The sequence below is a fragment of the Pseudomonadales bacterium genome (genome assembly GCA_041395945.1).
GTDB lineage: Bacteria > Pseudomonadota > Gammaproteobacteria > Pseudomonadales > Azotimanducaceae > SZUA-309.
This window is the reverse complement of the sequence record JAWKZN010000001.1, coordinates 346,920-367,109: the sequence shown is the minus strand read 5'-3', so window position 1 is coordinate 367,109 and position 20,190 is coordinate 346,920. Positions and strand designations below refer to the sequence as shown.

16 protein-coding genes are annotated in these 20,190 nt (G+C 61.4%); 9 read left to right on the top strand and 7 right to left on the bottom strand.

Annotated features, from left to right (window positions below; translation table 11 throughout):
* Positions 1-3 precede the first annotated feature (3 nt).
* Entirely contained in the window at positions 4-1,125 is a 1,122-nt protein-coding gene (locus R3E82_01720) for an efflux RND transporter periplasmic adaptor subunit (protein MEZ5549586.1), read from the top strand.
* Positions 1,125-4,253, top strand: coding sequence for an efflux RND transporter permease subunit (locus tag R3E82_01715; protein MEZ5549585.1), 3,129 nt, complete (start codon positions 1,125-1,127; stop codon positions 4,251-4,253). The genes R3E82_01720 and R3E82_01715 overlap by 1 nt, the downstream gene beginning before the upstream one ends.
* 40 nt (positions 4,254-4,293) lie before the next feature.
* Here the strand turns inward: R3E82_01715 and R3E82_01710 are convergent, their stop codons facing one another.
* The gene (locus R3E82_01710) at positions 4,294-5,496 is read right to left on the bottom strand and encodes a threonine ammonia-lyase (protein ID MEZ5549584.1); all 1,203 of its coding nucleotides are present in this window, start codon (positions 5,494-5,496) and stop codon (positions 4,294-4,296) included.
* 123 nt (positions 5,497-5,619) lie between these two features.
* Here R3E82_01710 and R3E82_01705 point away from each other — a divergent pair, with 123 nt between their 5' ends.
* On the top strand, positions 5,620-6,081 hold the full coding sequence (locus R3E82_01705; GenBank protein MEZ5549583.1) for an NAD(P)H-dependent oxidoreductase: 462 nt from the start codon (positions 5,620-5,622) through the stop codon (positions 6,079-6,081).
* A 72-nt stretch (positions 6,082-6,153) separates the two neighbouring features.
* Here R3E82_01705 and R3E82_01700 read toward each other — a convergent pair whose 3' ends face one another.
* The 5 genes from R3E82_01700 to R3E82_01680 all read right to left on the bottom strand — a co-directional run bounded on the left by R3E82_01700 (position 6,154) and on the right by R3E82_01680 (position 10,809).
* Positions 6,154-6,417, bottom strand: coding sequence for a hypothetical protein (locus tag R3E82_01700; GenBank protein ID MEZ5549582.1), 264 nt, complete (start codon positions 6,415-6,417; stop codon positions 6,154-6,156).
* Positions 6,418-6,524: 107 nt separating this feature from the next.
* Positions 6,525-7,688: an FtsX-like permease family protein gene (locus R3E82_01695; protein MEZ5549581.1), complete on the bottom strand. Its 1,164-nt coding sequence runs from the start codon at positions 7,686-7,688 to the stop codon at positions 6,525-6,527.
* A gap of 3 nt (positions 7,689-7,691) precedes the next feature.
* Positions 7,692-8,846: an ABC transporter permease gene (locus tag R3E82_01690; protein ID MEZ5549580.1), complete on the bottom strand. Its 1,155-nt coding sequence runs from the start codon at positions 8,844-8,846 to the stop codon at positions 7,692-7,694.
* Positions 8,843-9,529 (bottom strand): ABC transporter ATP-binding protein, encoded by a 687-nt coding sequence (locus R3E82_01685; protein ID MEZ5549579.1) that lies wholly within the window; start codon positions 9,527-9,529, stop codon positions 8,843-8,845. The genes R3E82_01690 and R3E82_01685 overlap by 4 nt, the downstream gene beginning before the upstream one ends.
* Positions 9,530-9,546: 17 nt before the next feature.
* Positions 9,547-10,809 carry an efflux RND transporter periplasmic adaptor subunit gene (locus tag R3E82_01680; GenBank protein ID MEZ5549578.1) on the bottom strand — a complete coding sequence of 421 codons (1,263 nt, stop codon included), beginning with the start codon at positions 10,807-10,809 and terminating at the stop codon, positions 9,547-9,549.
* Between the two features lie 138 nt (positions 10,810-10,947).
* Here R3E82_01680 and R3E82_01675 point away from each other — a divergent pair, with 138 nt between their 5' ends.
* On the top strand, positions 10,948-12,189 hold the full coding sequence (locus R3E82_01675) for a GNAT family N-acetyltransferase (protein MEZ5549577.1): 1,242 nt from the start codon (positions 10,948-10,950) through the stop codon (positions 12,187-12,189).
* A gap of 33 nt (positions 12,190-12,222) precedes the next feature.
* Here R3E82_01675 and R3E82_01670 read toward each other — a convergent pair whose 3' ends face one another.
* Positions 12,223-13,011, bottom strand: coding sequence for a DUF3014 domain-containing protein (locus tag R3E82_01670; GenBank protein ID MEZ5549576.1), 789 nt, complete (start codon positions 13,009-13,011; stop codon positions 12,223-12,225).
* 141 nt (positions 13,012-13,152) lie between these two features.
* Between R3E82_01670 and asnS the strand changes: the two genes are divergently transcribed.
* From asnS to R3E82_01645, 5 genes are read left to right on the top strand one after another with little or no spacing between them, the layout of a single operon-like run.
* A complete protein-coding gene (gene asnS / locus R3E82_01665) occupies positions 13,153-14,535 on the top strand; it encodes an asparagine--tRNA ligase (GenBank protein ID MEZ5549575.1) in 1,383 nt (460 codons plus the stop codon).
* A 16-nt stretch (positions 14,536-14,551) separates the two neighbouring features.
* Complete coding sequence (locus R3E82_01660) at positions 14,552-16,312, top strand: ABC transporter ATP-binding protein (protein ID MEZ5549574.1); 1,761 nt, start codon at positions 14,552-14,554, stop codon at positions 16,310-16,312.
* On the top strand, positions 16,312-18,195 hold the full coding sequence (locus R3E82_01655) for an ABC transporter ATP-binding protein (protein ID MEZ5549573.1): 1,884 nt from the start codon (positions 16,312-16,314) through the stop codon (positions 18,193-18,195). Before R3E82_01660 ends, R3E82_01655 begins: the two co-directional genes overlap by 1 nt.
* Positions 18,185-19,552 (top strand): M24 family metallopeptidase, encoded by a 1,368-nt coding sequence (locus tag R3E82_01650; protein ID MEZ5549572.1) that lies wholly within the window; start codon positions 18,185-18,187, stop codon positions 19,550-19,552. The genes R3E82_01655 and R3E82_01650 overlap by 11 nt, the downstream gene beginning before the upstream one ends.
* A gap of 2 nt (positions 19,553-19,554) precedes the next feature.
* Positions 19,555-20,004 carry a YaiI/YqxD family protein gene (locus R3E82_01645; GenBank protein ID MEZ5549571.1) on the top strand — a complete coding sequence of 150 codons (450 nt, stop codon included), beginning with the start codon at positions 19,555-19,557 and terminating at the stop codon, positions 20,002-20,004.
* Positions 20,005-20,190 lie beyond the last annotated feature (186 nt).

Sequence of the window (20,190 nt, the reverse complement as noted above, 5' to 3'; positions counted from 1 at the left end):
ACGATGTATACATCCGTACAGGGCATTACCCGTCCTGCCCGTCCCGCCGCGGCCCTGCTCCTCGTCCTGGCACTGACGCTCACGCCAACCTGCCTCATACAGGCGGAAACCTCTGTATCCGCCCTGCGCATCGAACATACCAGCAGCTACAGCGCGACACGCTCCTATGCCGGCCGGGCGGTCGCCGCCCGTGCTTCGGAACTGGGATTCCGTCAAGGGGGTCAGTTGAGCCGGATCGACGTGGATATCGGCCAGCAGGTGGAGGCCGGTGCCCTGCTCGCCCTGCTCGACACCGCCAGCCTCGAAGCACAACGGGAACAGGCCAATGCCGAAGTCCTGCTTGCCAGCGCGAATCTGGTTGCCCTGGAGGCCGAGAGTCAGCTGGCACGGCAGACCGAAGCACGCTTCCGCAGCCTCGCGGAGACCGGACACGTCTCGCTGCAGGCTTACGACGAGCAACAGCTGACACTGAGAGCGAAGAATGCCCAGTCGGATGTCGCCCGGGCAAATCTGCTGCGTGCTAAGGCGGCTCTGCACGCGGCCCGGATCAATCTGCAGGAGTCCCGGATTCTGGCGCCATTTGCCGGGACCATACAGGCCCGTTACATGGACGAAGGCACCCAGGTGCTGCCGGGTCAGGCAGTTCTGCGTCTGATTGAGAGCGGACACATCGAGGCCCATGTCGGCATACCTGAAGTTGTCGCCGCCCAACTCCGGGTCGCGGCTGAACACCGCGTGAGCTGGGAACACCAGGACTTCCGGGCCGAACTGAAATCGGTACTTCCGGAAGTCGACCCATCGAGTCGCACCATGACCGCGGTTTTCGACATCCCGGACAGCCCGATTCCGCCCGGATCCGTGGTCGAACTCAGGCTCGATGCCACCGTAGTCACCCCGGGTTTCTGGCTCCCGCTCACTGCGCTGACTCAGAACGAGCGCGGCCTGTGGGCGGTGTTCGTGATCAACGCGGATTCCGCCGTGGAGAATCGGCTGGTCGAGATCATCCACACCGAGTCCGATCGCGCCTATGTGCGAGGCACCCTGAACAACGGAGAGCAGATCGTAAGCACCGGTGTGCAGCGGATCGTGCCCGGGCAGACAGTGCAGGTCGTCGAAGGCGACTGATGGGCGCCTTCTATACCAATCCACGCCTGTCGGCGTTGACCGTAATTTTCGTCCTCCTCATTGGCGCGCTCGCGCTTTCCTCCCTGGCACGCCAGGAAGATCCGACCATGACGGAGCGCTGGGCCAGCGTGTCCACTTTCCTGCCGGGCTCCAGCGCTGAGCGGGTCGAATCCCTCGTGACCGAGCCGATCGAGACGAAACTCAGGGAAATCCCGGAGATACGTACCCTCGATTCCCACTCGCGTATCGGGTACTCCCTCATCGGCATAGAACTCTATGACCATGTCGGTCCCGGTGAAAACGACATCGTCTGGTCCGAAGTGCGCGACAAACTCGCCGAGGTCCATGCGACTCTGCCCGGAGCCACTGCCGTACCGCTGCTGGAGATGCGCGCACCGCTTGCCTCCACCATCGTCGTTGCACTGTCCCGGGAGGACGGCGATGCCATCGAAATGAGCATCCTCTCCCGGCTGGCGGCCGCACTGGAAATACGCCTCGCCAATCTTCCCGGCACCAAAGAAACAGATGTACATGGAGAGTCTGAGGAAGAAATCCTGATTTCCGTGGACCCTTACCAGTTGACCGCAGCAGGACTCACTGCGGCCCAGATGGCAGCGGTAGTCGGTCGAGCGGACACCAAGGCTTCGGCGGGGCGGCTCCGATCGAGTCTGTCCGACCTCATCATCGAAGTGGACGCGGAACTCGACACGCCCGAGCGCATCGCCGGCATTCCCCTCAAGGAGACAGATTCCGGCAGAATACTCCGGGTTGGTGATCTGGGCGAAGTGCGGAAATACCAGGTGGATCCCCCCCGCACACTGGCTTTTCATGGCGACACCAGAACCGTCATGGTCACCGCGACCATGGAACCCGATGGCCAGATTGGTGTGTGGATTGAGCGCGCGCTGCAGGAAGTGGCGCAGTTCACTTCCCGCCTGCCGGCCGGCATCCGCGCCGAGGTGATCTACAACCAGAACGACTACACCAGCGAGCGGATGGATACCCTGCTCCTGAATCTGCTCTCCGCCCTGGTGATTGTGATGGTGACCCTCATCTGGTTCATGGGGGTGCGCTCCGCACTCACCGTGGGTATCGCCCTGCCCCTGTCCGGCGCGATGGTCCTCGGTTTCATGAACCTCATGGATGTCCCCCTGCACCAGATGTCCGTGACCGGACTGATCATCTCCCTGGGCCTGCTCATCGACAATGCCATCGTGGTTGTCGAGGACTACAAGCTCAATCGCAGCCGCGGCCATGAGATTGCGGCCGCCATAGACCTCAGTCTGCGTCATCTCCGCATTCCTCTGGGGGCCTCCACGCTCACTACGGTATTCGCCTTTCTCACCATCGCGATGGCGCCGGGCGGCATCGGAGATTTCACCGGTACGATCGGGCTCTCCGTGGTGCTCGCAGTTTCGAGTTCCTACTTTCTCGCGATGACCGTGGTGCCGGCCATCGCCAGTTTTCTCGAGCAGCGCTGGCCTGCCCGGAAGGACGGCGGCTGGTGGCAGAACGGCTACAGCAATGTGGTGCTGCTGCGCACCTACCGGCGTTCGATCCGCGCGACCCTCGCACGGCCCTGGCTCGGCGTCGCCGCCGGCTGCCTGTTGCCGCTGATCGGCTTTCTGCTTGCGCCCACCCTGACACAGCAGTTCTTCCCGCCCGTGGATCGCAATCAGTTTCAGCTGCAGCTGTCCATGCCTTCCCATGCCAGCATCTGGGAAACCCGCCGGGTCGTGGAACTCGTCGACGCGCTTGTCCGTGCCGAACCCGAAGTGGTGGACACCCACTGGACGATCGGAGAAGGCACACCCAGGGTCTACTACAACGTGCTCACCCAGAATGATGGCATTGCGAGTTTTGCTGCGGCCTGGGTCGACACCCATTCACCCGGCGAGACCCGGCGGCTGCTGCCCCGGCTGCAGAAGAAACTCAGCCGTGCACTGCCGGAAGCCCGCATTCTGGCCCTGCCCTTCGAACAGGGTCCGCCCTTCAATGCACCCATCGAAATGCGCCTGGTCGGTCCGGATCTCAACACGCTGCGTGTGCTCTCCGATGAGGTACGCCTGATCCTCAGCAGCCTGGAGGATGTGACCTATACCCAGGCCAGCCTCTCGGCTTCCGAGCCGAAACTGGTTTTCCATCCCCGGGAAAATTCGCTGGCAGCTGCCGGCATGCGCACGGGTGATCTGCCGGGTCTGCTGAACGATACGCTGCTCGGCATTCATGCCGGCACGGTCCAGGAAGGCAGCACGGAACTGAAGGTGCGGGTACGGATCGGTAACAGTGCGCGGGACGATGTCGACGAACTGGAAACCCTGCCCATACCCTCGGCCACGGGAGGCAGCGTGCCGCTGGATCAGCTCGGTCGCTGGCAACTGGAACCGGGAGCATCCGGCATTCAGCGCTACCAGGGTGAGCGGGTGAGCATCGTGGAAGGGTATCTCACGCCATTTGTATTGCCCGCAGGCGTGATGGCCGAATTCCGGGAGCGGCTGGCGGCGGCTCCCCTGTCGCTGCCCGCCGGTTTCCGACTGGAGATCGGTGGCGAGGAAGAGGAGCGCACCGAGTCCATGAGCAATCTGCTGTCCGTATTCATCCTCTTCGCGGTGGCGATGGCAGCAGTAGTGATACTTTCACTCAATTCCTTCCGGCAGGCGTGCATCATCGGACTGGTCGCGCTGCTGAGTTCCGGCCTTGCGCTGTTCGGTGTGAGACTGTTCGGCTGGCCCTTCGGCTTTCAGGCCCTGATCGGCACCCTGGGCATGGTTGGACTCGCGATCAACGGTGCGATCATCGTGATCTCTGCACTCAAAGCGGAACCCGCCGCGAGCGGGAATAATCTGCAGGCCGCAGAAGAAGTGGTGGTGGACGCAACACGCCACATCATCTCGACGACTGTCACTACCATCGGCGGTTTCCTGCCCCTGATCATATTCGGAGGCACTTTCTGGCCACCGCTGGCCACCGCCATCGCTGGAGGCGTTGCCGGATCCGCCATCCTTGCCCTCTACACAGTGCCGGCGCTTTACATGCGTATCCAGCGCAGCGGCGAAAACGTCCAGGTGACCGTCGCCGGGGCCGGTTCAGACCCGATTCCACTGCCTGCGCGAAAACTGGCGTCCTGAACTGCGGGGCGGCGCTGACCACCGCGCGCCGTGCAGGCGGTCAGCGGACCAGAGACACATCGTAGCCGCGCGCCTGCAACCCGGTGACGACCTGATCTACCTGCTCCTCGCCACGCATCTGTAGTGACAGTTCCACCAGGGTCGCCCGCACCGATGAACCACCGAAAGCCCGCTGGTGCACGATGTCGACGATGTTGCTGTCCAGCTCACCGAGAATCTGGGTGAGCTGGCCGAGTGCTCCCGGCACGTCGGGAATCTCCACTTTCAGACGCACCAGCCTGCCGCTGCGCACCATGCCGCGCTGCAGTACGGTTGCCAGAATCATCATGTCTATGTTGCCGCCGGACAGCACCAGCAGGGTCCTGCGACCGGCGAACCGTTCAGGACTGGCCCGGACTGCCGCCAGACCGACCGCGCCCGCACCTTCCACCACGGTTTTCTCGATCTCCAGCAGAGTGAACACCGCCTGCTCGACCTGTTCCTCACCCACCAGCAGTACATCATCCACCAGTCGGCGGATTACAGGCAGTGTGTGGGTGCCGGGGGTTTTGACAGCAATACCTTCAGCGACCGTACCCTGCAGAGAAGGTGTTTCCGCGACATTGTGAAAAGCATTGTAGGCAGCGGCAAAGCGGCGCACCTGAACGCCGATGATCTCGACCCGGGGGGCCAGTGCTTTCACAGCTGTGGCAATGCCGCTGATCAGACCACCGCCACCCACCGGCACCACGATGCACTCCACATCGGGCATCTGTTCAAGAATTTCCAGTCCCACCGTACCCTGACCGGCAATCACCCGGGGATCGTCATAGGGATGGACCAGCGTCAGGTTCCGTTCGGTTGCCAGTCGGTAGGCATACTCACGGGCCTCGTCGAACTGGGCACCATGCAGATGCACATCGGCACCGAACACCCGCGTCTGCTCCACCTTGGCATTCGGCGTGAATCGCGGCATGACGATGCACGTAGGCACACCGAGGCGCTGGCCGTGATAGGCGAGCGCCTGGGCATGATTGCCCGCGCTCATCGCGATCACGCCCTGTCTGCGCTCGCTGGCGGTGAGCTTGCGCAGGCAGTTGAGAGCACCGCGCTCCTTGAACGATGCGGTGAACTGCAGGTTCTCGAATTTGAGCGAGAGTTCAGCACCGGTCAGTCTGGAAAGGGTTTCCGAACGCATCAGGGGAGTTACCAGAACCTGGCCGGCGATGGTGCGTCGTGCTTCCTCGATATCTCTGAGTTGCATTGGCTGTTGCCCTGAGTGCTACGAACAGATCCCGTCACGCTGTTCCCTGTCGAGGCACGGTCTGTGGCGCAGATGACGCGCGCAGTATACTCGCGTCTCTCTCGCCAGACTCTGTACGACGGCATGAAACATCTGCTCGTGGTTTACCATACCCAGACCGGCAACACCGGTCGCCTCGCCGAGGCGGTCTGTCGAGGTGCGTCGGATGCGCTCGTGGAGAATGTCGAAGTCAGATGCCTGCGCGCTGCCGACGCAGGCCCGCAGGACCTGCTATGGGCGGATGGATTGCTGCTGGGCACACCGGAGAACTTCGGCTACATGTCCGGCGGTATGAAGGACTTCCTCGATCGCACCTTCTACCCGGTTGAAGGGAAAATTCTCTCGTTACCCTATGCGCTGTTTGTCAGCGCGGGTAACGACGGCACGGGTGCTGTGAGGGCCGTGCGCAGAATTGCCAACGGCTATCCCTTCAAGGAAGTTCAGGAGCCCCTCATCGTCCGAGGCATGGTTGAAACAGCCGATATTGCCCGCGCCGAGGAACTGGGGCTGACACTCGCAGCAGGCCTGGAGGCCGGCGTGTTTTGACCACCTCTATCTGGACCCGGTTTTAAGCCCGGCGGTCGATATGAGGCCAATCTGGTCTGGGCCCGGCAAGCTTCAGCGCAGAGACTTACGGATTCGCTTGTAGGCTTCGCCCAGTTCCTCCGCGACCTGGGACAGTGCAGCGCCAACTTCTCCCGCAGACTCCTTGGTCTCGTCTGCCACCCGCTCAAGTTTCGACTCGACATGCTCCCATTGCTTCTCGAGGGACTGCCACTCTTCCCGCACTTCGGCTTTCGCCAGATGCATTTGTACCTTCAACTCGTCGCGCTGGGTTCGCAGGTTCTTTAACAGACTGTCGAGGGACTCTTTTGCATTCATAGCTCTATCACTCTTGAAAAATCGCTCTTCAGATCCTGATCAGGGTGCATTGTTTCACGCCGTACCGCATCCGACCCTTCGTAGATTCCACAGTTCCTCAGCGGCACTCACTCACCCCGCAGCGCCACAGTGATCGGCAGCCGTGCGGCACGCACCGCCGGAAACAGCCCGCCGACCAGCCCAAGCCCCAATGCCCAGGCTATGCCCAGCATCATCAGTTCACCGGTCACTGCGAAGTCAAAGGCGACCTGGGAAAACGACGCGTTGTTGAGAGTGGAGGCGGTGTAACCGTCGAAGAGCAGATAGACCAGAATCCCGCCCACCAGTCCGCCAACGAGTGCCAGGAAAATGGCCTCGATCATGACCGACACGACTACGGGTACATTGGAGAAGCCCAGAGCACGCAGGGTGGCGATCTCGACAGTGCGGGCACTGACCGCCGAATACATGGTATTCAACGCAGCAAATACCGCCCCAATGGCCATGATCGCGGCCACTGCATAGCCGAAGGTATTGATCAGCTCGGAGCGATCTTCGCTCTGACCGGCAAAAAATTCTTCCTCGGTCGTCAGTGCGATATCCAGCCGGGGATCTGCCTGGATACGCTTGTTGACTGACACTGCAGCGGATGGATCCTCGAGCAGTACCCGCGCTGAGGAGAGGGTGCCACCTCGCCGGAAACTCGTCTGGGCGACCGGCAGGTCGGCCCAGACCTCCGACTCATAGGCGCTTCCGCCCGTGGTGAAAGTGCCCACCACTGTCCAGCCACTCTCCCGGAATTCCACCACATCACCCAGTGACAGTCCCGCAAACTCACTCGCCGCCTTCACGCCGACAATGATCTCCCCTTTGCCGGCTTCAAACAGCCGGCCCTGCACCAGGTGCATTTCCGGCCGCACGTCGATACCAGCCTGGCGCATTCCGCGAATCACCAGATTTGCGGGCGTACCGGTATCCCGCTTGGGCACGTCGGCCACCACGTACAGCTCGTCGCTGGCCAGTTTCACCCCTTCCATACGCGCGAGAATATTGAATTCCTCCACGCTGATGCCGCTGGAGAGTTCGTTGTTGCTGCCATCCCTCAGCACGATCGCCCGCCCCGGCATGCTGGAGCCTTCGAGTGCTGCAGTGAATCCCGCCGCCATGGACAGCACGCCGATCAGCACAGCGACCACACCGGCGATACCGACGACGATCACCGAAGAGGAACCGATCCGGGCTGGCAGGTTGCGCAGATTCATCAGGGTGATCTCGAAAATCTGGGCGAACATCTTTCAGCGCACCCGCAGCGCGTCGGTTATCGTCAGCCGGCGGGCGCTCAGAGCAGGCAGTCCACCGATCACCAGACCGACCAGAACAGCGAGAATCAGCGCATAGCCTGCCAGATCAAACGACAACTCGAAGGTGCCCAGCATGCCTTCCAGCGACGGGCCTATCGCCGATATCAGCCCGTACGCCAGGCCGATACCGGCCAGTGCACCGACCACACACAACAGAACCGCCTCGCCGAGCACCAGCATCGAAACACTGGTGTCCGTAAACCCCAGGGTCTTCAGCACTGCCAGCTCCGGTATCCGCTCCCGCAGCGCCTGACTCATGGTGTTGCCGGTCAACAGCACAATGGTGAAGAACACCGCGGCCATGATCACCGTGGTGAGGAAGCCGATATCACCCAGCTGGCTGGCGAACTGACGGGCGAATTCATCCTCGGTCGCCGTGCGGGTGGGGTTCGGAGAATTTTCGAACAGCCTGTCGATCACCCGGGCGATTTCTTCCGCACGGGCAGGGTCGCTGAGCCGCACGGTCCACCAGCCCACCTGGTCCTTGCCGAAGCTCGCTACCGCCTCGGTGAAATACTGGTACTGAAACAGCAGCACCGGATTGCGGCCCTCGGTACTGACATAGGTCCCCACCAGTTCAAATTCCCAGCTTCGATCCCCACCTTCTTTCGGCCAGATGTCCGCTTCGATGGGGATCACATCACCGATCTTCCAGCCGTATTCGTCCGCCAGTTCCTGCTCGGCAACCGCCGCGGTACGTTTCGCGGCGAAGGCATCGAGCTGGGCCGGATCAATCTGCAGTTCGTTGTACATCGCGAAAAACTCCCGGGGTTCCACCGGGTATTTCGGAAAGAAGTTCTTAGGGTCCTGGTAGACGCCTCCGAACCATTGCTGCTGGGTGACTGCTGCCACGCCGTCCACCGCCAGAATCTGCTGCTTCTGGCTCATCGGCAGGGAGTCGACGATCGAGTACTTGGGTGACGCAATCAGCCGATCGACGCCGATCAGGTTACCGCCCGTCTCGAACGCACCCGCGACCGTGCGCAACAGCATGAAAAGCAGGAAGGCGATTGCCACGGAGAGCATGGTCAGCACGGTGCGTGTACGTTTCCGGAAGAGATTCGACCACATGAGCCCAAACAGCTTCATGACACAGCCTCCTCAACCAGACGCCCCTTGTCCATGTGCAGTGTCTTCCCCGCATGGCTGGCCGCTTTCGGATCGTGGGTGACCATGATCACCGTTTTACCGTGGTCCCGGTTGAGGGTTTCGAGCAGGCCCAGGATGTCATCCGCCGTCTGGCGGTCCAGGTCACCGGTAGGCTCATCACAGACCAGCAGTTTCGGGTCTGCTACCAGCGCGCGGGCAATCGCCACCCGCTGCTGCTGACCACCCGAGAGTTCGCCGGGCTTATGCCCCGCGCGATCACCCAGGCCCACGATCTCCAGCGCAATATCCGTGTTGCGGATCCGCTCCGCCCGCGACAGTCGTGTCAGCAGCAGCGGCAGTTCCACATTCCGGCGCGCCGTGAGCACCGGCAGCAGGTTGTAGAACTGAAAAATAAACCCGACGTTTTCCGACCGCCAGCGGGCCAGTGCCCGGCTCGACATCCGGTTGAGATTTTCACCGGCAACGATCACCTCTCCTGAAGTCGGATGATCCAGACCGCCGATGAGGTTGAGCAGAGTGGACTTGCCGCTGCCGGATGGGCCCATCAGCGCGAGAAAATCTCCCGCAGCCACACTGAGATTGATACCGTCGAGCACATCAACAGTCTCTCTGCCCTTCACAAACCGCTTCGTCACATCCCTGCAGAACACCAGGTCCGACATGGTTCCGATCTCCCCTTTCAGTTCAGTAGCGTGATGGCTTCTCCCGCTTCGAGACGTGCCTGCAACTCGGCCGACACGGCCAGCACGACCCGCTCCCCGGTCACCAGTCCATTGATGATGCGCATCTTTGATCCTGCCTCGCCACCGGTCTCGATCCCACGACGCTCAGCCCGATCACCTCTGACCACGAACACATAGGATCCCCCGGCGTCGGAGACCACCGCGCTGGAGGGTACCAGTACCCCTTCCTGCCCGGGTTCGGCGGCTGTTTCCGTCACTTCCAGGAATGCGACCCGCACACCCATATCAGGCAGCACCCGGTCATCCCGCTCCTCCAGCCCCACCCGCACCCGCACCGTCGCCTTACTGCGATCCGCAGTAGGAATAATGGCAATCACACGCGCCTGATAGCCGTCCTGGGGATAAGCATTCAGCGTCACCTGCACCGGCTGCTCCGGATACACCCGATTGATGTAGGACTCGTTCACATCGACTTCCACTTCCAGGGAATCCATGTCGACGATGGTGCAGATTCCGGTACGGGTGAACCCTCCGCCTGCGGACACCGGCGAGATCATCTCTCCCGGCTGCGCAGCTTTGGCCACCACGATGCCGGCAAAAGGTGCGCGGATTTCCATATCATCGAGCAGGCGCCGCTGCACATCCAGGCTGCGCTCGGCAACGACCACTTCGGCACTGGCCCGGGCCAGGCGCGCAGTCAGTGCTTCCACGTTCAGGCCGTCCCGGTCCAGATCCGCCTGACTGGCCAGCTGTCTCCCGGCGAGTTCCGCCGTCCGCTGCAGGTCCAGCTCTGCCTGTTTCAGCTGCACCCGCAGTTCCGCCAGACCGGCACTCGCCGCCCGGTACTGGGATTCGCTGAGCTCGAACTGTGCGCGGGGAATGGTATCGTCGAGTACTGCAAGCAGCTGATCCCGGGTGACCCGATCTCCCTCTTCAATAAGCACACGGATCACCTTACCCGTTGTCTTCGCGCTCACCGTGGCCTGCCTGCGGGCCACCACGTAGCCGGTCGCATCGAGCACACTGTCGCCACTCGACGCCTGGGCCGCCGCCTGGGCCGGTGCAGTACTGACCGGGATCGCCCGGGGAGAAAAGTCGACGAACAGACCCACAAAGACCAGGCCGCCAGCGAGTGCCACAGCGATGAACCACTTCAGCGGCCGGCCGCGATCGGACGTGGAAGTGCTTCGATCGATCTTCAGCTCGCTCAGCAGCGCGCGCTTGTCCCGCACAGAATCTGACTGGTCAGTGTCTCCCATCCGCTTTGTCCGGTATCTGCCTTAACTTCTGTGCGCCGCGATGGACTGCGGGCCGCGGCGCTTCATGGGCCGCAGAAGGCACCTATGGTACAACTACCGATGTGATTTTTTCATGAAGTCCGGAAACGAGGCGTCAGATTGACCGAACGCAGAGCCAGAATTCTCCACAGCATCAATGAAATCGAAGCCCGTGTCTGGAACCGTTGTGCCAATCCGGAAGGGTTACCATTCAATCCCTTTCTGAGCCATGAATTCTTCTCGGCCCTGGAAGAAAGCGGCAGCGCCTGCACGGAAACGGGCTGGCAGCCCTTTCATCTGGTGCTTGAGGAAGGGGCAGACGCCGGGCAGAGCGGACCGGGGACACAGGTGCTTGGTACCGTGCCGATGTATGTGAAAGGCCACTCCCAGGGTGAGTACGTATTCGACCATGCCTGGGCTGACGCCTGGCACCGTGCGGGCAGGAATTACTACCCGAAACTTCAGGTCAGTGTCCCCTTCACACCCGCGACAGGCCGTCGCCTGCTCTCCGCGGATGCCGGCCCGGCAACGGACGCTGCGCTGCTTTCCGCCTGTGCGCAGATCTGCGAGCAGGTCGAGCTGAGCTCAGCACACATCACCTTCATGCCCAAAGACCAGTGGCAGACGGCGGGCGAACTCGGCTATCTGCAGCGCATCGATCAGCAGTACCACTGGCACAACCCGGGGTATCGCAGCTTCGACGATTTCCTCGCCGATCTGTCCGCGAAGAAGCGCAAGAACCTGAGGCGGGAGCGACGCGAAGCGCTGGAGAACGGCATCAGTATCGAATGGGTCAGCGGCGACGATCTCACCGAATCACACTGGGACGCCTTCTACCGTTTTTATCTCGATACCGGCGGTCGCAAATGGGGATCACCCTACCTGACCCGCTCTTTCTTCAGCCACATCAGTGCAACCCTGGCAGAACACGTGCTGCTGATTCTGTGCAGGCGTGAGGGTCGGTATGTGGCAGGCGCACTCAACTTCATTGGCACAGACACCCTCTACGGACGCAACTGGGGCGCAGTGGAATATCACCCCTTCCTCCATTTCGAAACCTGCTACTACCAGGCCATCGATTTCGCCATCGAGCGTGGACTCAAAAGGGTGGAAGCGGGCGCCCAGGGCAGCCACAAAGTGGCGCGCGGTTACCTCCCCGAAGCGACCTACAGTGCGCACTGGATCCGGGATCCCGAGTTCCGCCGCGCCGTGGCCCACTATCTCAGAAGCGAGAGGGCGCATGTCACGCACGACATCGAATATGTCGAACAGCACGCCCCTTTCCGCAACGGTGTGGATCTGAGCACCGTCAGAGGGATCGTGCTGAAGCCGGACCAGGACGCCGATACGACGACTCGCTGAGAACCAGCTTCCCGATCGGCAGCTTTCGGGGCGCTATTTCACCAGCTCAGCACGCAGCCGGGTCAGATAGTCCTTGAGCCTGCGGACATTGCTCGGGCCCATCCGCAGAAGCTGTTTCTGCAGAGGTTGCAGGCCTTCCAGTGCCGGGTCCGCATATTCATAAAACACCTTAGGCTGCACCAGTTCGACCTCTGCACCCGGTTCCGGTACGGCGAGCAGCAGATCAATCGCCGCGACCAGCTGGTCGTCTACTGCGCCGGGATTGCCAAGCTCACCGAGCGCTTCGGAAATCAGCGGTTCGAAAGTTGAGACCCAGCCGGCAAGCTGGACAGGATCCACCGACTCCAGGGTGTCTACATAGCCGTCGAAGCGCTCATAGCTGATCGGATCAACCAGCAGCCGATCACCCTCCCGGATCACCTCGAACTTACCGGCCGGGGCCAGAAAAGCTAGCTGCTGACGCGGGTATTCGCCCTTCCGGGCATTGTCCATGACCACCGCCAGCCTTCGCACCAGGTCTTCTTTTGCAAGCCAGGTCTGGGGCAGTGCGGACTGCGCCAGAGTCTCCCGGACCAATCCGTCACTCTCCGCCAGAGGTGGCAGCGCAGGCGCCGCCGGTGGGGGCGCGGTGCCGGTTGCCGGCATACTCAACTCTTCGGCCGGCATCGGGTCTGCGGGTGGCGCGGTATCCGTTACCGGTGCGGAAATCACACCAGCCGGCTCCGCAGGCACGCTGTCTGTTCCCGGTTCTCTGAGCAGAAAATACAGTCCGATCGCGATGACGACCAGCACGACGCCACCAATTACCAGGTCATTCTTCATAACTGTCCAAACTCCATATTCAGGTGGACGGCTCCAGTATTTCTCCGGCTCTGGAGGGATGTCGATACGTGATCAGAGTCTCTACCGCGGTTTTCCATTATGATTCCCGCCCTGACAACCTCTGCCCAAAGCACTATACCTATGGCCGTCACATCCATCAGATCCATTCTCGATCATCATATTCCTGTGGGCAGCGACACTGCCATAGAAGGCTGGGTGCGCTCCCGCCGCACCTCCAAAGGCGGTTTTTCATTCATCGAGGTAAACGACGGCTCAGCGCTCGCGTCTGTTCAGGTCGTCGCAGACGGTGCGCTGCCCAACTACACGCAGGAGATACTGGAGATATCCACGGGCTGCGCGGTGCGCATTCGCGGCACCCTGGTGGCGTCTTCCGGTCGAGGCCAGGACCGGGAAATTCAGGCCGCCGAAGTCGAAGTTCTCGGGTGGGTGGAAGATCCGGAAACCTATCCGATCGCCAAAAAGCGACACACCTTCGAATATCTGCGCAGCGTGGCGCACCTGCGCCCGCGCACGAACACATTCGGCGCAATTACCCGGGTACGCAATGTGATCGCAAACGCCGTGCACGGACACCTCCAGCGCAACGATTTCATGTGGGTGAACACACCGATCATCACCGCCAGCGATTGTGAGGGCGCAGGACAGCTGTTTCGGGTTTCCACGCTCGACCAGCTCAATCGCCCCGCTTCCGGATACAGCGAAGATTTCTTCGGCACTGAAACCTTTCTCACCGTATCCGGCCAGCTCAACGTGGAAAGCTATTGTCTGGCCATGAAGAAGGTTTACACCTTCGGGCCGACCTTCCGCGCAGAAAACTCGAACACCTCGCGGCATCTCGCCGAGTTCTGGATGATCGAGCCGGAAATCGCGTTCGCAGATATTCACGACAACGCCTCACTGGCCGAAGGACTGCTGAAGGCCGTTTTCACCGATGTGCTCGACCAATCAGCTGACGACATGCGCTTTTTCGCAGAGCACATCGACGCTACTGTGATCGAGCGGCTGGAAACCGTGATCAACAAGCCGTTCGAACGGATCACCTACACAGAGGCGGTCGGCATTCTCGAGCGTTGTGGCGAGAAATTTGAGTTCCCCGTCAAATGGGGGCTCGATCTGCAATCCGAACATGAGCGATTCCTGACCGAAAAGCACATCCAGGGACCGGTCGTTGTGATCGACTATCCGAAGGAAATCAAAGCCTTCTACATGCGCATGAATGACGATGATCGAACTGTCGCAGCGATGGACGTGCTCGTGCCCGGTGTCGGAGAAATCATCGGCGGCAGCCAGCGGGAAGAACGGCTCGACGTTCTCGAGCGACGCATGGCGCAGCAGCAGCTGGGCGACGAACTGTGGTGGTACAAGGATCTGCGTCGTTACGGCAGCGTACCTCACGCAGGTTTCGGTCTCGGCCTGGAGCGCCTGGTGCTCTATGTCACCGGTATGGAGAACATCCGGGACGTGATTCCGTTTCCACGGGTGCCGAACAGTGCAAGTTTCTAAGAAACCCGGCTAGGGGATGTTTCGATCACTCCTCCGACTTAAGAAATTCGTCGGCCGCTACAGGCTGCGGCTGGGGGCCGGCATTCTGGCTTTCGGTCTCTCCCGACTGCTCGAAGCAACGGTGCCACTGTCCCTGGCCCTCGGCATTGACCGCCTGGCAGCTGGAAACTCGGACCTGCTGCTGCCGGTAGCCGCCATCTTCGGTGCGGTCAGCGTACGCTTCCTGGTGGTCAGCGGCGCCCGTTTTCTGGTTCGCAGCGCCGGTATCCGGGTCGCCTTCGATCTGCGTGAGGCGCTCTATGACGCACTCCAGTACCAGGGTTTAAAATTCTTCAACCGCCATACCATCGGCGACATGATGACCCGCGCGGTGGCAGACATCAGTCTCATCCAGAGACTGATCGCCATGGGAACCATCCTTCTGGTCATCCTGGTCTATGCGACTGTGATCGGCTTCGGCTTCATGATCTATCTGTCACCGTCGCTCACACTGCTGCTGCTGCCACCGCTGCCCTTCGTGTTCATCTATGCGCGCTACTCGGCTCTGCAGATGGCCGCGGCATCCGAAGAAGTCCAGGCGAAACTCTCCGAGCTCGGTGCCCACGTGCAGGAGAATCTGTCGGGTATCCGCACCATCCAGGCGATGGTGCAGGAAGAGAAGGAGATTCTCCGCTTCGCCGACACCAATCAGGCCTACGCAAACGCCTTTTACGAGCAGGCTCGAGTAAATTCCCTGATGGCTGCCTGGATGCCCTCACTGGCGGCCATCTGTTCCGTGACCATCCTGGGTTACGGCGGTTACCTGGTCACCCAGGGCGAGCTCAGTGCGGGCGGTCTGATCGCTTTCTTCATGTATGTGGGCATGGTGGTGCAGCCAGTCCGGGTCGCCGGATTCATCATCAGCCTGTTCCAGCGTGCGGCGGTCGCCAGCAACCGCCTCTTCGAGATACTGAACCTGGCACCGGAGATTGCGGATACGCCGAGTGGCCGGACCCCCGGGATGATCCGCGGTGCCATCAGTATCCGCGAACTGACGTTCCGCTACGCCGAGCACTCCGGGAAGGTGCTCGACCGTGTCAGCCTGGACATCCGCGAAGGCGAGAGCCTGGCCATCATGGGGCGCGTGGGCGCCGGTAAAACGACCCTGCTGAAACTGCTGGTCCGGCTGCTGGATCCCCCCGCCGGCACCATCCTGGTGGATGGTCACGACGTGCACGACTATCCGATTTCCCAGCTCCGCTCTCAGATCGCCATGGTGCCCCAGGACCCCTTTCTGTTCGCAGAGCCGCTGGGCAGCAACCTCACCTACGATGACCCGAACCGCGCCCTGGATCAGATCTGGGCTGCCGCAACCGCCGCCGATCTGACCGACACCATCGAAAACTTCCCCGATCAGCTCGACACACTGATCGGTGAGCGGGGTGTCACTCTCTCCGGCGGCCAGAAACAACGTGCCACACTGGCACGGGGGCTGATCCGCGAAGCACCGGTGCTGATTCTCGACGACTGCTTCTCGAGTGTGGATACTGAGACCGAGGAACACATTCTCTCCGAACTCAAGCGTCTGCGACGGGGCCAGACCACCCTGCTGGTCTCCCATCGGGTGTCGACCGCGCGCCATGCAGATCGCATCGTCATTCTCGAAGCGGGCCGTATCGTCGAATCCGGCAGTCACGAAGAACTGATCGCCAGCGGCGGCTTCTACGCCGAGCTCGAGCGTATCCAGCGGGAAGGCGCGGCAGAGTCAGATTACCGGGAACTCGGAGTGTCGACCTGATGGCCGAATCCCAGGCACAGGCGGACAAACGCGACTACGCGATGTTCGATGCGGAGCTGTCTGGCAATGCGCTGAACCTGAGGCTGCTGCGACGGCTGCTCGGCTGGATGAAGCCCTATCGGGTCACCTTCGCTGTCAGCGCCGTGCTGATCCTGGTTTCTTCGACGCTGCAGGTACTGCTGCCCGTGATCATCTCGCTGGTGGTGATTGATCACATCATTCGCGGCACCGTACCCGGTATGACGCCGGATCTCGGCATGGTCGAGGTCACCGACTGGATTGTCGCGACCTTCGCGATACCTCCGCTGCTGGCGGCCTGCATACTCTATACCCTCATTTACGCTGCCTGGGCCGTGACCGGACACGCCCATCGAATGACCCTGATTTCCTCGGTGATCAACGGTCTGCGGGATCTGCGCCTGGATCTCTTCCGGCATCTCGAGACCCGGCCCTCCTCCTTCTACGACCGGGTAGCCGTAGGGCGTCTGATGACCCGGGTCACCAACGACGTGGAGGCGCTCTACGAACTGCTGCGCGGTGTCGGCACGCTGATCGGTGAGTTCGTGCCTTTCTTCGTCGCCCTCACCATCATGCTGGCCATCGACGTGCCCCTCACCCTGATGCTGCTGATGGTGCTGCCGATAATGGGCACTGTCACTTACTACTTCCGCCAGGCGACCCGTCAGCTCTTCCGCATGGTGCGGATGACCGTGTCTTCGCTGAACCAGAATCTGCAGGAAAACCTCGCCGGACTGCAGGTGGTGCAGCTGTCTGACAGACAGCGCTTCAATCTGGAGCGCTACACGCGCATCAACAAAGACAACCAGCGCTGGGAACTGAAGAGTGCGAGACTCGAGACCCTCTACGGCGCCTTTACCGACAGCATGGCCCAGATCGCCCTCGGCGTGATCATCTGGTACGGCGGAGGTGCCGTCATTCAGAACGAACTCTCCCTCGGCGAAGTCATTCTGTTTACCCGTTTCATCGACATGCTGTTCCAGCCCGTGGTCGCCCTCGGTGAGCAGACCAATGTGCTGTTCCGCGCCATGGCATCCGGCGAACGGATCTTCCAGGCACTGGACTGGGACGAAATCATTCATGAACCCAAAAATCCGGTGCAGCTGCCGGAGCGGCTCAAGGGTGAACTGCGTTTTTCACACCTGAGTTTCGGTTACCTGTCGAACACACCGGTGCTGCACGATGTCAGTTTTACGATCCACCCCGGTGAGAAACTCGCCATTGTCGGACCCACCGGCTCCGGGAAGAGCACGCTGATCCGCCTGCTCGGCCGCTTCTATGATTTCAATGACGGGCAGATCTTTCTCGACGGCATCGATCTGAATCGGATTCACACCCGGGATCTGCGGCGCCGCATCGGGGTGGTCCTGCAGGACTTCCACATTTTTTCCGGCAGCATCTACGACAACATCGCCCTCGGTGATCCAACGATCACACGGGAGCGCGCGAGACAGGCGGCTGAGCGGGTCAACGCTCATGGCTTCATTCAGTCTCTGCCCGAAGGCTATGACACCGAGCTTTCGGAGCGCGGTCAGAATCTCTCCCAGGGGCAGCGTCAGCTGCTGGCCTTCGCCCGGGTGCTCGCAGCGGATCCCGAAATCCTTGTGCTCGATGAAGCCACCGCCAGTATCGACACCGAAACAGAGCTCCTGATTCAGGATGCCCTGCGCCAGCTGACAAAGGGTCGCACCTCCATCCTGATCGCCCACCGGCTGCAGACCATTCAGGAGGCGGACCGGGTACTGGTTCTGCACCACGGACGGGTCGAAGAAATCGGCACCCACACTGAACTGCTCGCCCGCAAGGGCCTCTACCACACACTGCACTCCCTACAGTTTCAGTCGGATCCGCCTGATGAGCCATAGTCCGATTGCTGAACTCCTGCGCTTTACGATGCGAAAAACTCTGTCAGTGGCACTGCTGGTTGCCTTCTCTCAAGCCGCCACAGCCGGATCGCTGGTGCTGGATCTGCGTGCTCAGGCACAGATCCGGGATGCCTGGCTTGAACGCCGCACCACCGTCGTACTGCCCGAACTGATGCGACGCGCGGACATCGATCTGTGGGTGATTGCCGGACGTGAGTACAACGAGGATCCTGTGCTGAAGACCTTTCTGCCGGCAACCTGGCTGTCCGCACGACGACGCACGGTACTGCTGATCCATGATCCGGGTGCAGACCAGCCGCTCGAGACACTGGCTGTCGCCCGTTACGATGTGGGCCGAATCTTTCGCCAGTCCTGGGATCCGGAAGCTGAGCCGGATCAGTGGCGGCGCACCGCGGTGCTGATTGCTGAGCGCAATCCTGAGAGAATCGGCATCAACACCTCTGCAGATTTTGCGCTTGCCGACGGCCTGACCCATTCGGAACACCAGGCGTTCACCCGGGCGCTTGGCCCGGAATTGAGCCGGCGCCTGACAAGCGCCCAGTCTCTCGCCGTCGGCTGGCTCGAAACCCGCACCGCGGAAGAGATGATCGTCTACCGGCAGATCTGCGCAATCGCCCACGAGATCATCCGCGAAGGATTCTCCAGGAAGGCGATTCAACCCGGCGTGACCACCACCGAGGATCTGGTCTGGTGGTTCCGGGAGCGGGTGCGCGCACGGGGACTGATCGACTGGTTTCATCCTTCGGTATCCGTACAGCGGGCTGAGGTTGATAGCACCGACCACAGGAGTGAGGTGCTCAGACGCACCCGGGACAGCGGACCCATTCAACCCGGCGACCTTCTGCACGTCGATTTCGGCATCACCTACCTGGGCCTGAACACCGACACTCAGCAGCACGCCTACGTTTTACGCGAAGGTGAAAACACCGCACCGCAGGACCTCGCAGACGCCTTGAAGGTCGGCAATCGGCTGCAGGACATACTGACCGGTGAATTCACCAACGGCCGGACAGGCAATCAGATCCTCCGGGCAGCGCTGGAGCAGGCGGCGAAGGAAGACATCGTGGCCTCCATCTACACCCACCCCATCGGTTACCACGGACACGCTGCGGGTCCCGCCATCGGTATGTGGGACCAGCAGCAGGGCGTGCCAGGCAGTGGCGACTATCCGCTCTATCCCAATACCGCCTACTCCATCGAACTCTACGCGGAGCGTCCCATCGCAGGCTGGAACCGCAGCGTGCGCATCAAACTCGAGGAAGACGCCTTCTTCGATGGCACTTCGGTGCGCTACATCGACGGTCGACAGACCGAACTGCTGCTGATCGGGAACTGACCATGCGCATCTGGGTCGACGCGGACGCCTGCCCGAAGCCGGTCAAGGACGTGCTCTACCGGGCCGCCGAACGGCTGCAGATCCACACTACCCTCGTCGCCAATCAGTTTCTGCGTACACCGCCATCCAGGGTCATCACCGCAGTCGTCGTACCCGGCGGTTTCGATGTGGCGGACAATCACATTGTGCAGGCGATGAGCGCGGGGGATCTCATCATCACCGCGGACATCCCCCTGGCCGACGAGGTCATCAGCAAAGGTGGCACCGCATTGAACCCCCGCGGGCAGCTCTACACCCGGGAAAACATCAAGGAACACCTGACCCGGCGCGACATGATGGAGGAACTGCGTTCCAGCGGGGCAATCAGCGGCGGGCCAGCGGCGCTGTCGAACAAGGATGTGCATGCCTTTGCGGGGGCGCTGGATCGGCTGCTGGCGCAGATTCATCGATAGAGTCCAATCTTTCGCCTCGGGAATGGTGATCCGTATGCGGGGGTGGGCGGGGGTGCAGCGGACCTCGCTCCGGCGCTCCGCGCTGCCCGCCTCAGCCGACCAGCCCCGAAGCGGGTCTGTTCGGCATCGTTGGCGTCGCTACACGGTCCGCTACACCCCCGCCCACCCCCGCATCCACAGCGCGCT

What these genes read in the sequence shown, in the direction of transcription:
- R3E82_01715 (MEZ5549585.1), top strand. Translation starts at nt 1,125, where the DNA reads ATGGGCGCCTTCTATACCAATCCACGCCTGTCGGCGTTGACCGTAATT.
- R3E82_01695 (MEZ5549581.1), bottom strand. Translation starts at nt 7,688, where the DNA reads ATGTTCGCCCAGATTTTCGAGATCACCCTGATGAATCTGCGCAACCTG.
- R3E82_01670 (MEZ5549576.1), bottom strand. Translation starts at nt 13,011, where the DNA reads ATGAAGAATGACCTGGTAATTGGTGGCGTCGTGCTGGTCGTCATCGCG.
- R3E82_01710 (MEZ5549584.1), bottom strand. Translation starts at nt 5,496, where the DNA reads ATGCAACTCAGAGATATCGAGGAAGCACGACGCACCATCGCCGGCCAG.
- R3E82_01705 (MEZ5549583.1), top strand. Translation starts at nt 5,620, where the DNA reads ATGAAACATCTGCTCGTGGTTTACCATACCCAGACCGGCAACACCGGT.
- asnS (MEZ5549575.1), top strand. Translation starts at nt 13,153, where the DNA reads ATGGCCGTCACATCCATCAGATCCATTCTCGATCATCATATTCCTGTG.
- R3E82_01650 (MEZ5549572.1), top strand. Translation starts at nt 18,185, where the DNA reads ATGAGCCATAGTCCGATTGCTGAACTCCTGCGCTTTACGATGCGAAAA.
- R3E82_01680 (MEZ5549578.1), bottom strand. Translation starts at nt 10,809, where the DNA reads ATGGGAGACACTGACCAGTCAGATTCTGTGCGGGACAAGCGCGCGCTG.
- R3E82_01655 (MEZ5549573.1), top strand. Translation starts at nt 16,312, where the DNA reads ATGGCCGAATCCCAGGCACAGGCGGACAAACGCGACTACGCGATGTTC.
- R3E82_01660 (MEZ5549574.1), top strand. Translation starts at nt 14,552, where the DNA reads ATGTTTCGATCACTCCTCCGACTTAAGAAATTCGTCGGCCGCTACAGG.
- R3E82_01685 (MEZ5549579.1), bottom strand. Translation starts at nt 9,529, where the DNA reads ATGTCGGACCTGGTGTTCTGCAGGGATGTGACGAAGCGGTTTGTGAAG.
- R3E82_01690 (MEZ5549580.1), bottom strand. Translation starts at nt 8,846, where the DNA reads ATGAAGCTGTTTGGGCTCATGTGGTCGAATCTCTTCCGGAAACGTACA.
- R3E82_01645 (MEZ5549571.1), top strand. Translation starts at nt 19,555, where the DNA reads ATGCGCATCTGGGTCGACGCGGACGCCTGCCCGAAGCCGGTCAAGGAC.
- R3E82_01720 (MEZ5549586.1), top strand. Translation starts at nt 4, where the DNA reads ATGTATACATCCGTACAGGGCATTACCCGTCCTGCCCGTCCCGCCGCG.
- R3E82_01700 (MEZ5549582.1), bottom strand. Translation starts at nt 6,417, where the DNA reads ATGAATGCAAAAGAGTCCCTCGACAGTCTGTTAAAGAACCTGCGAACC.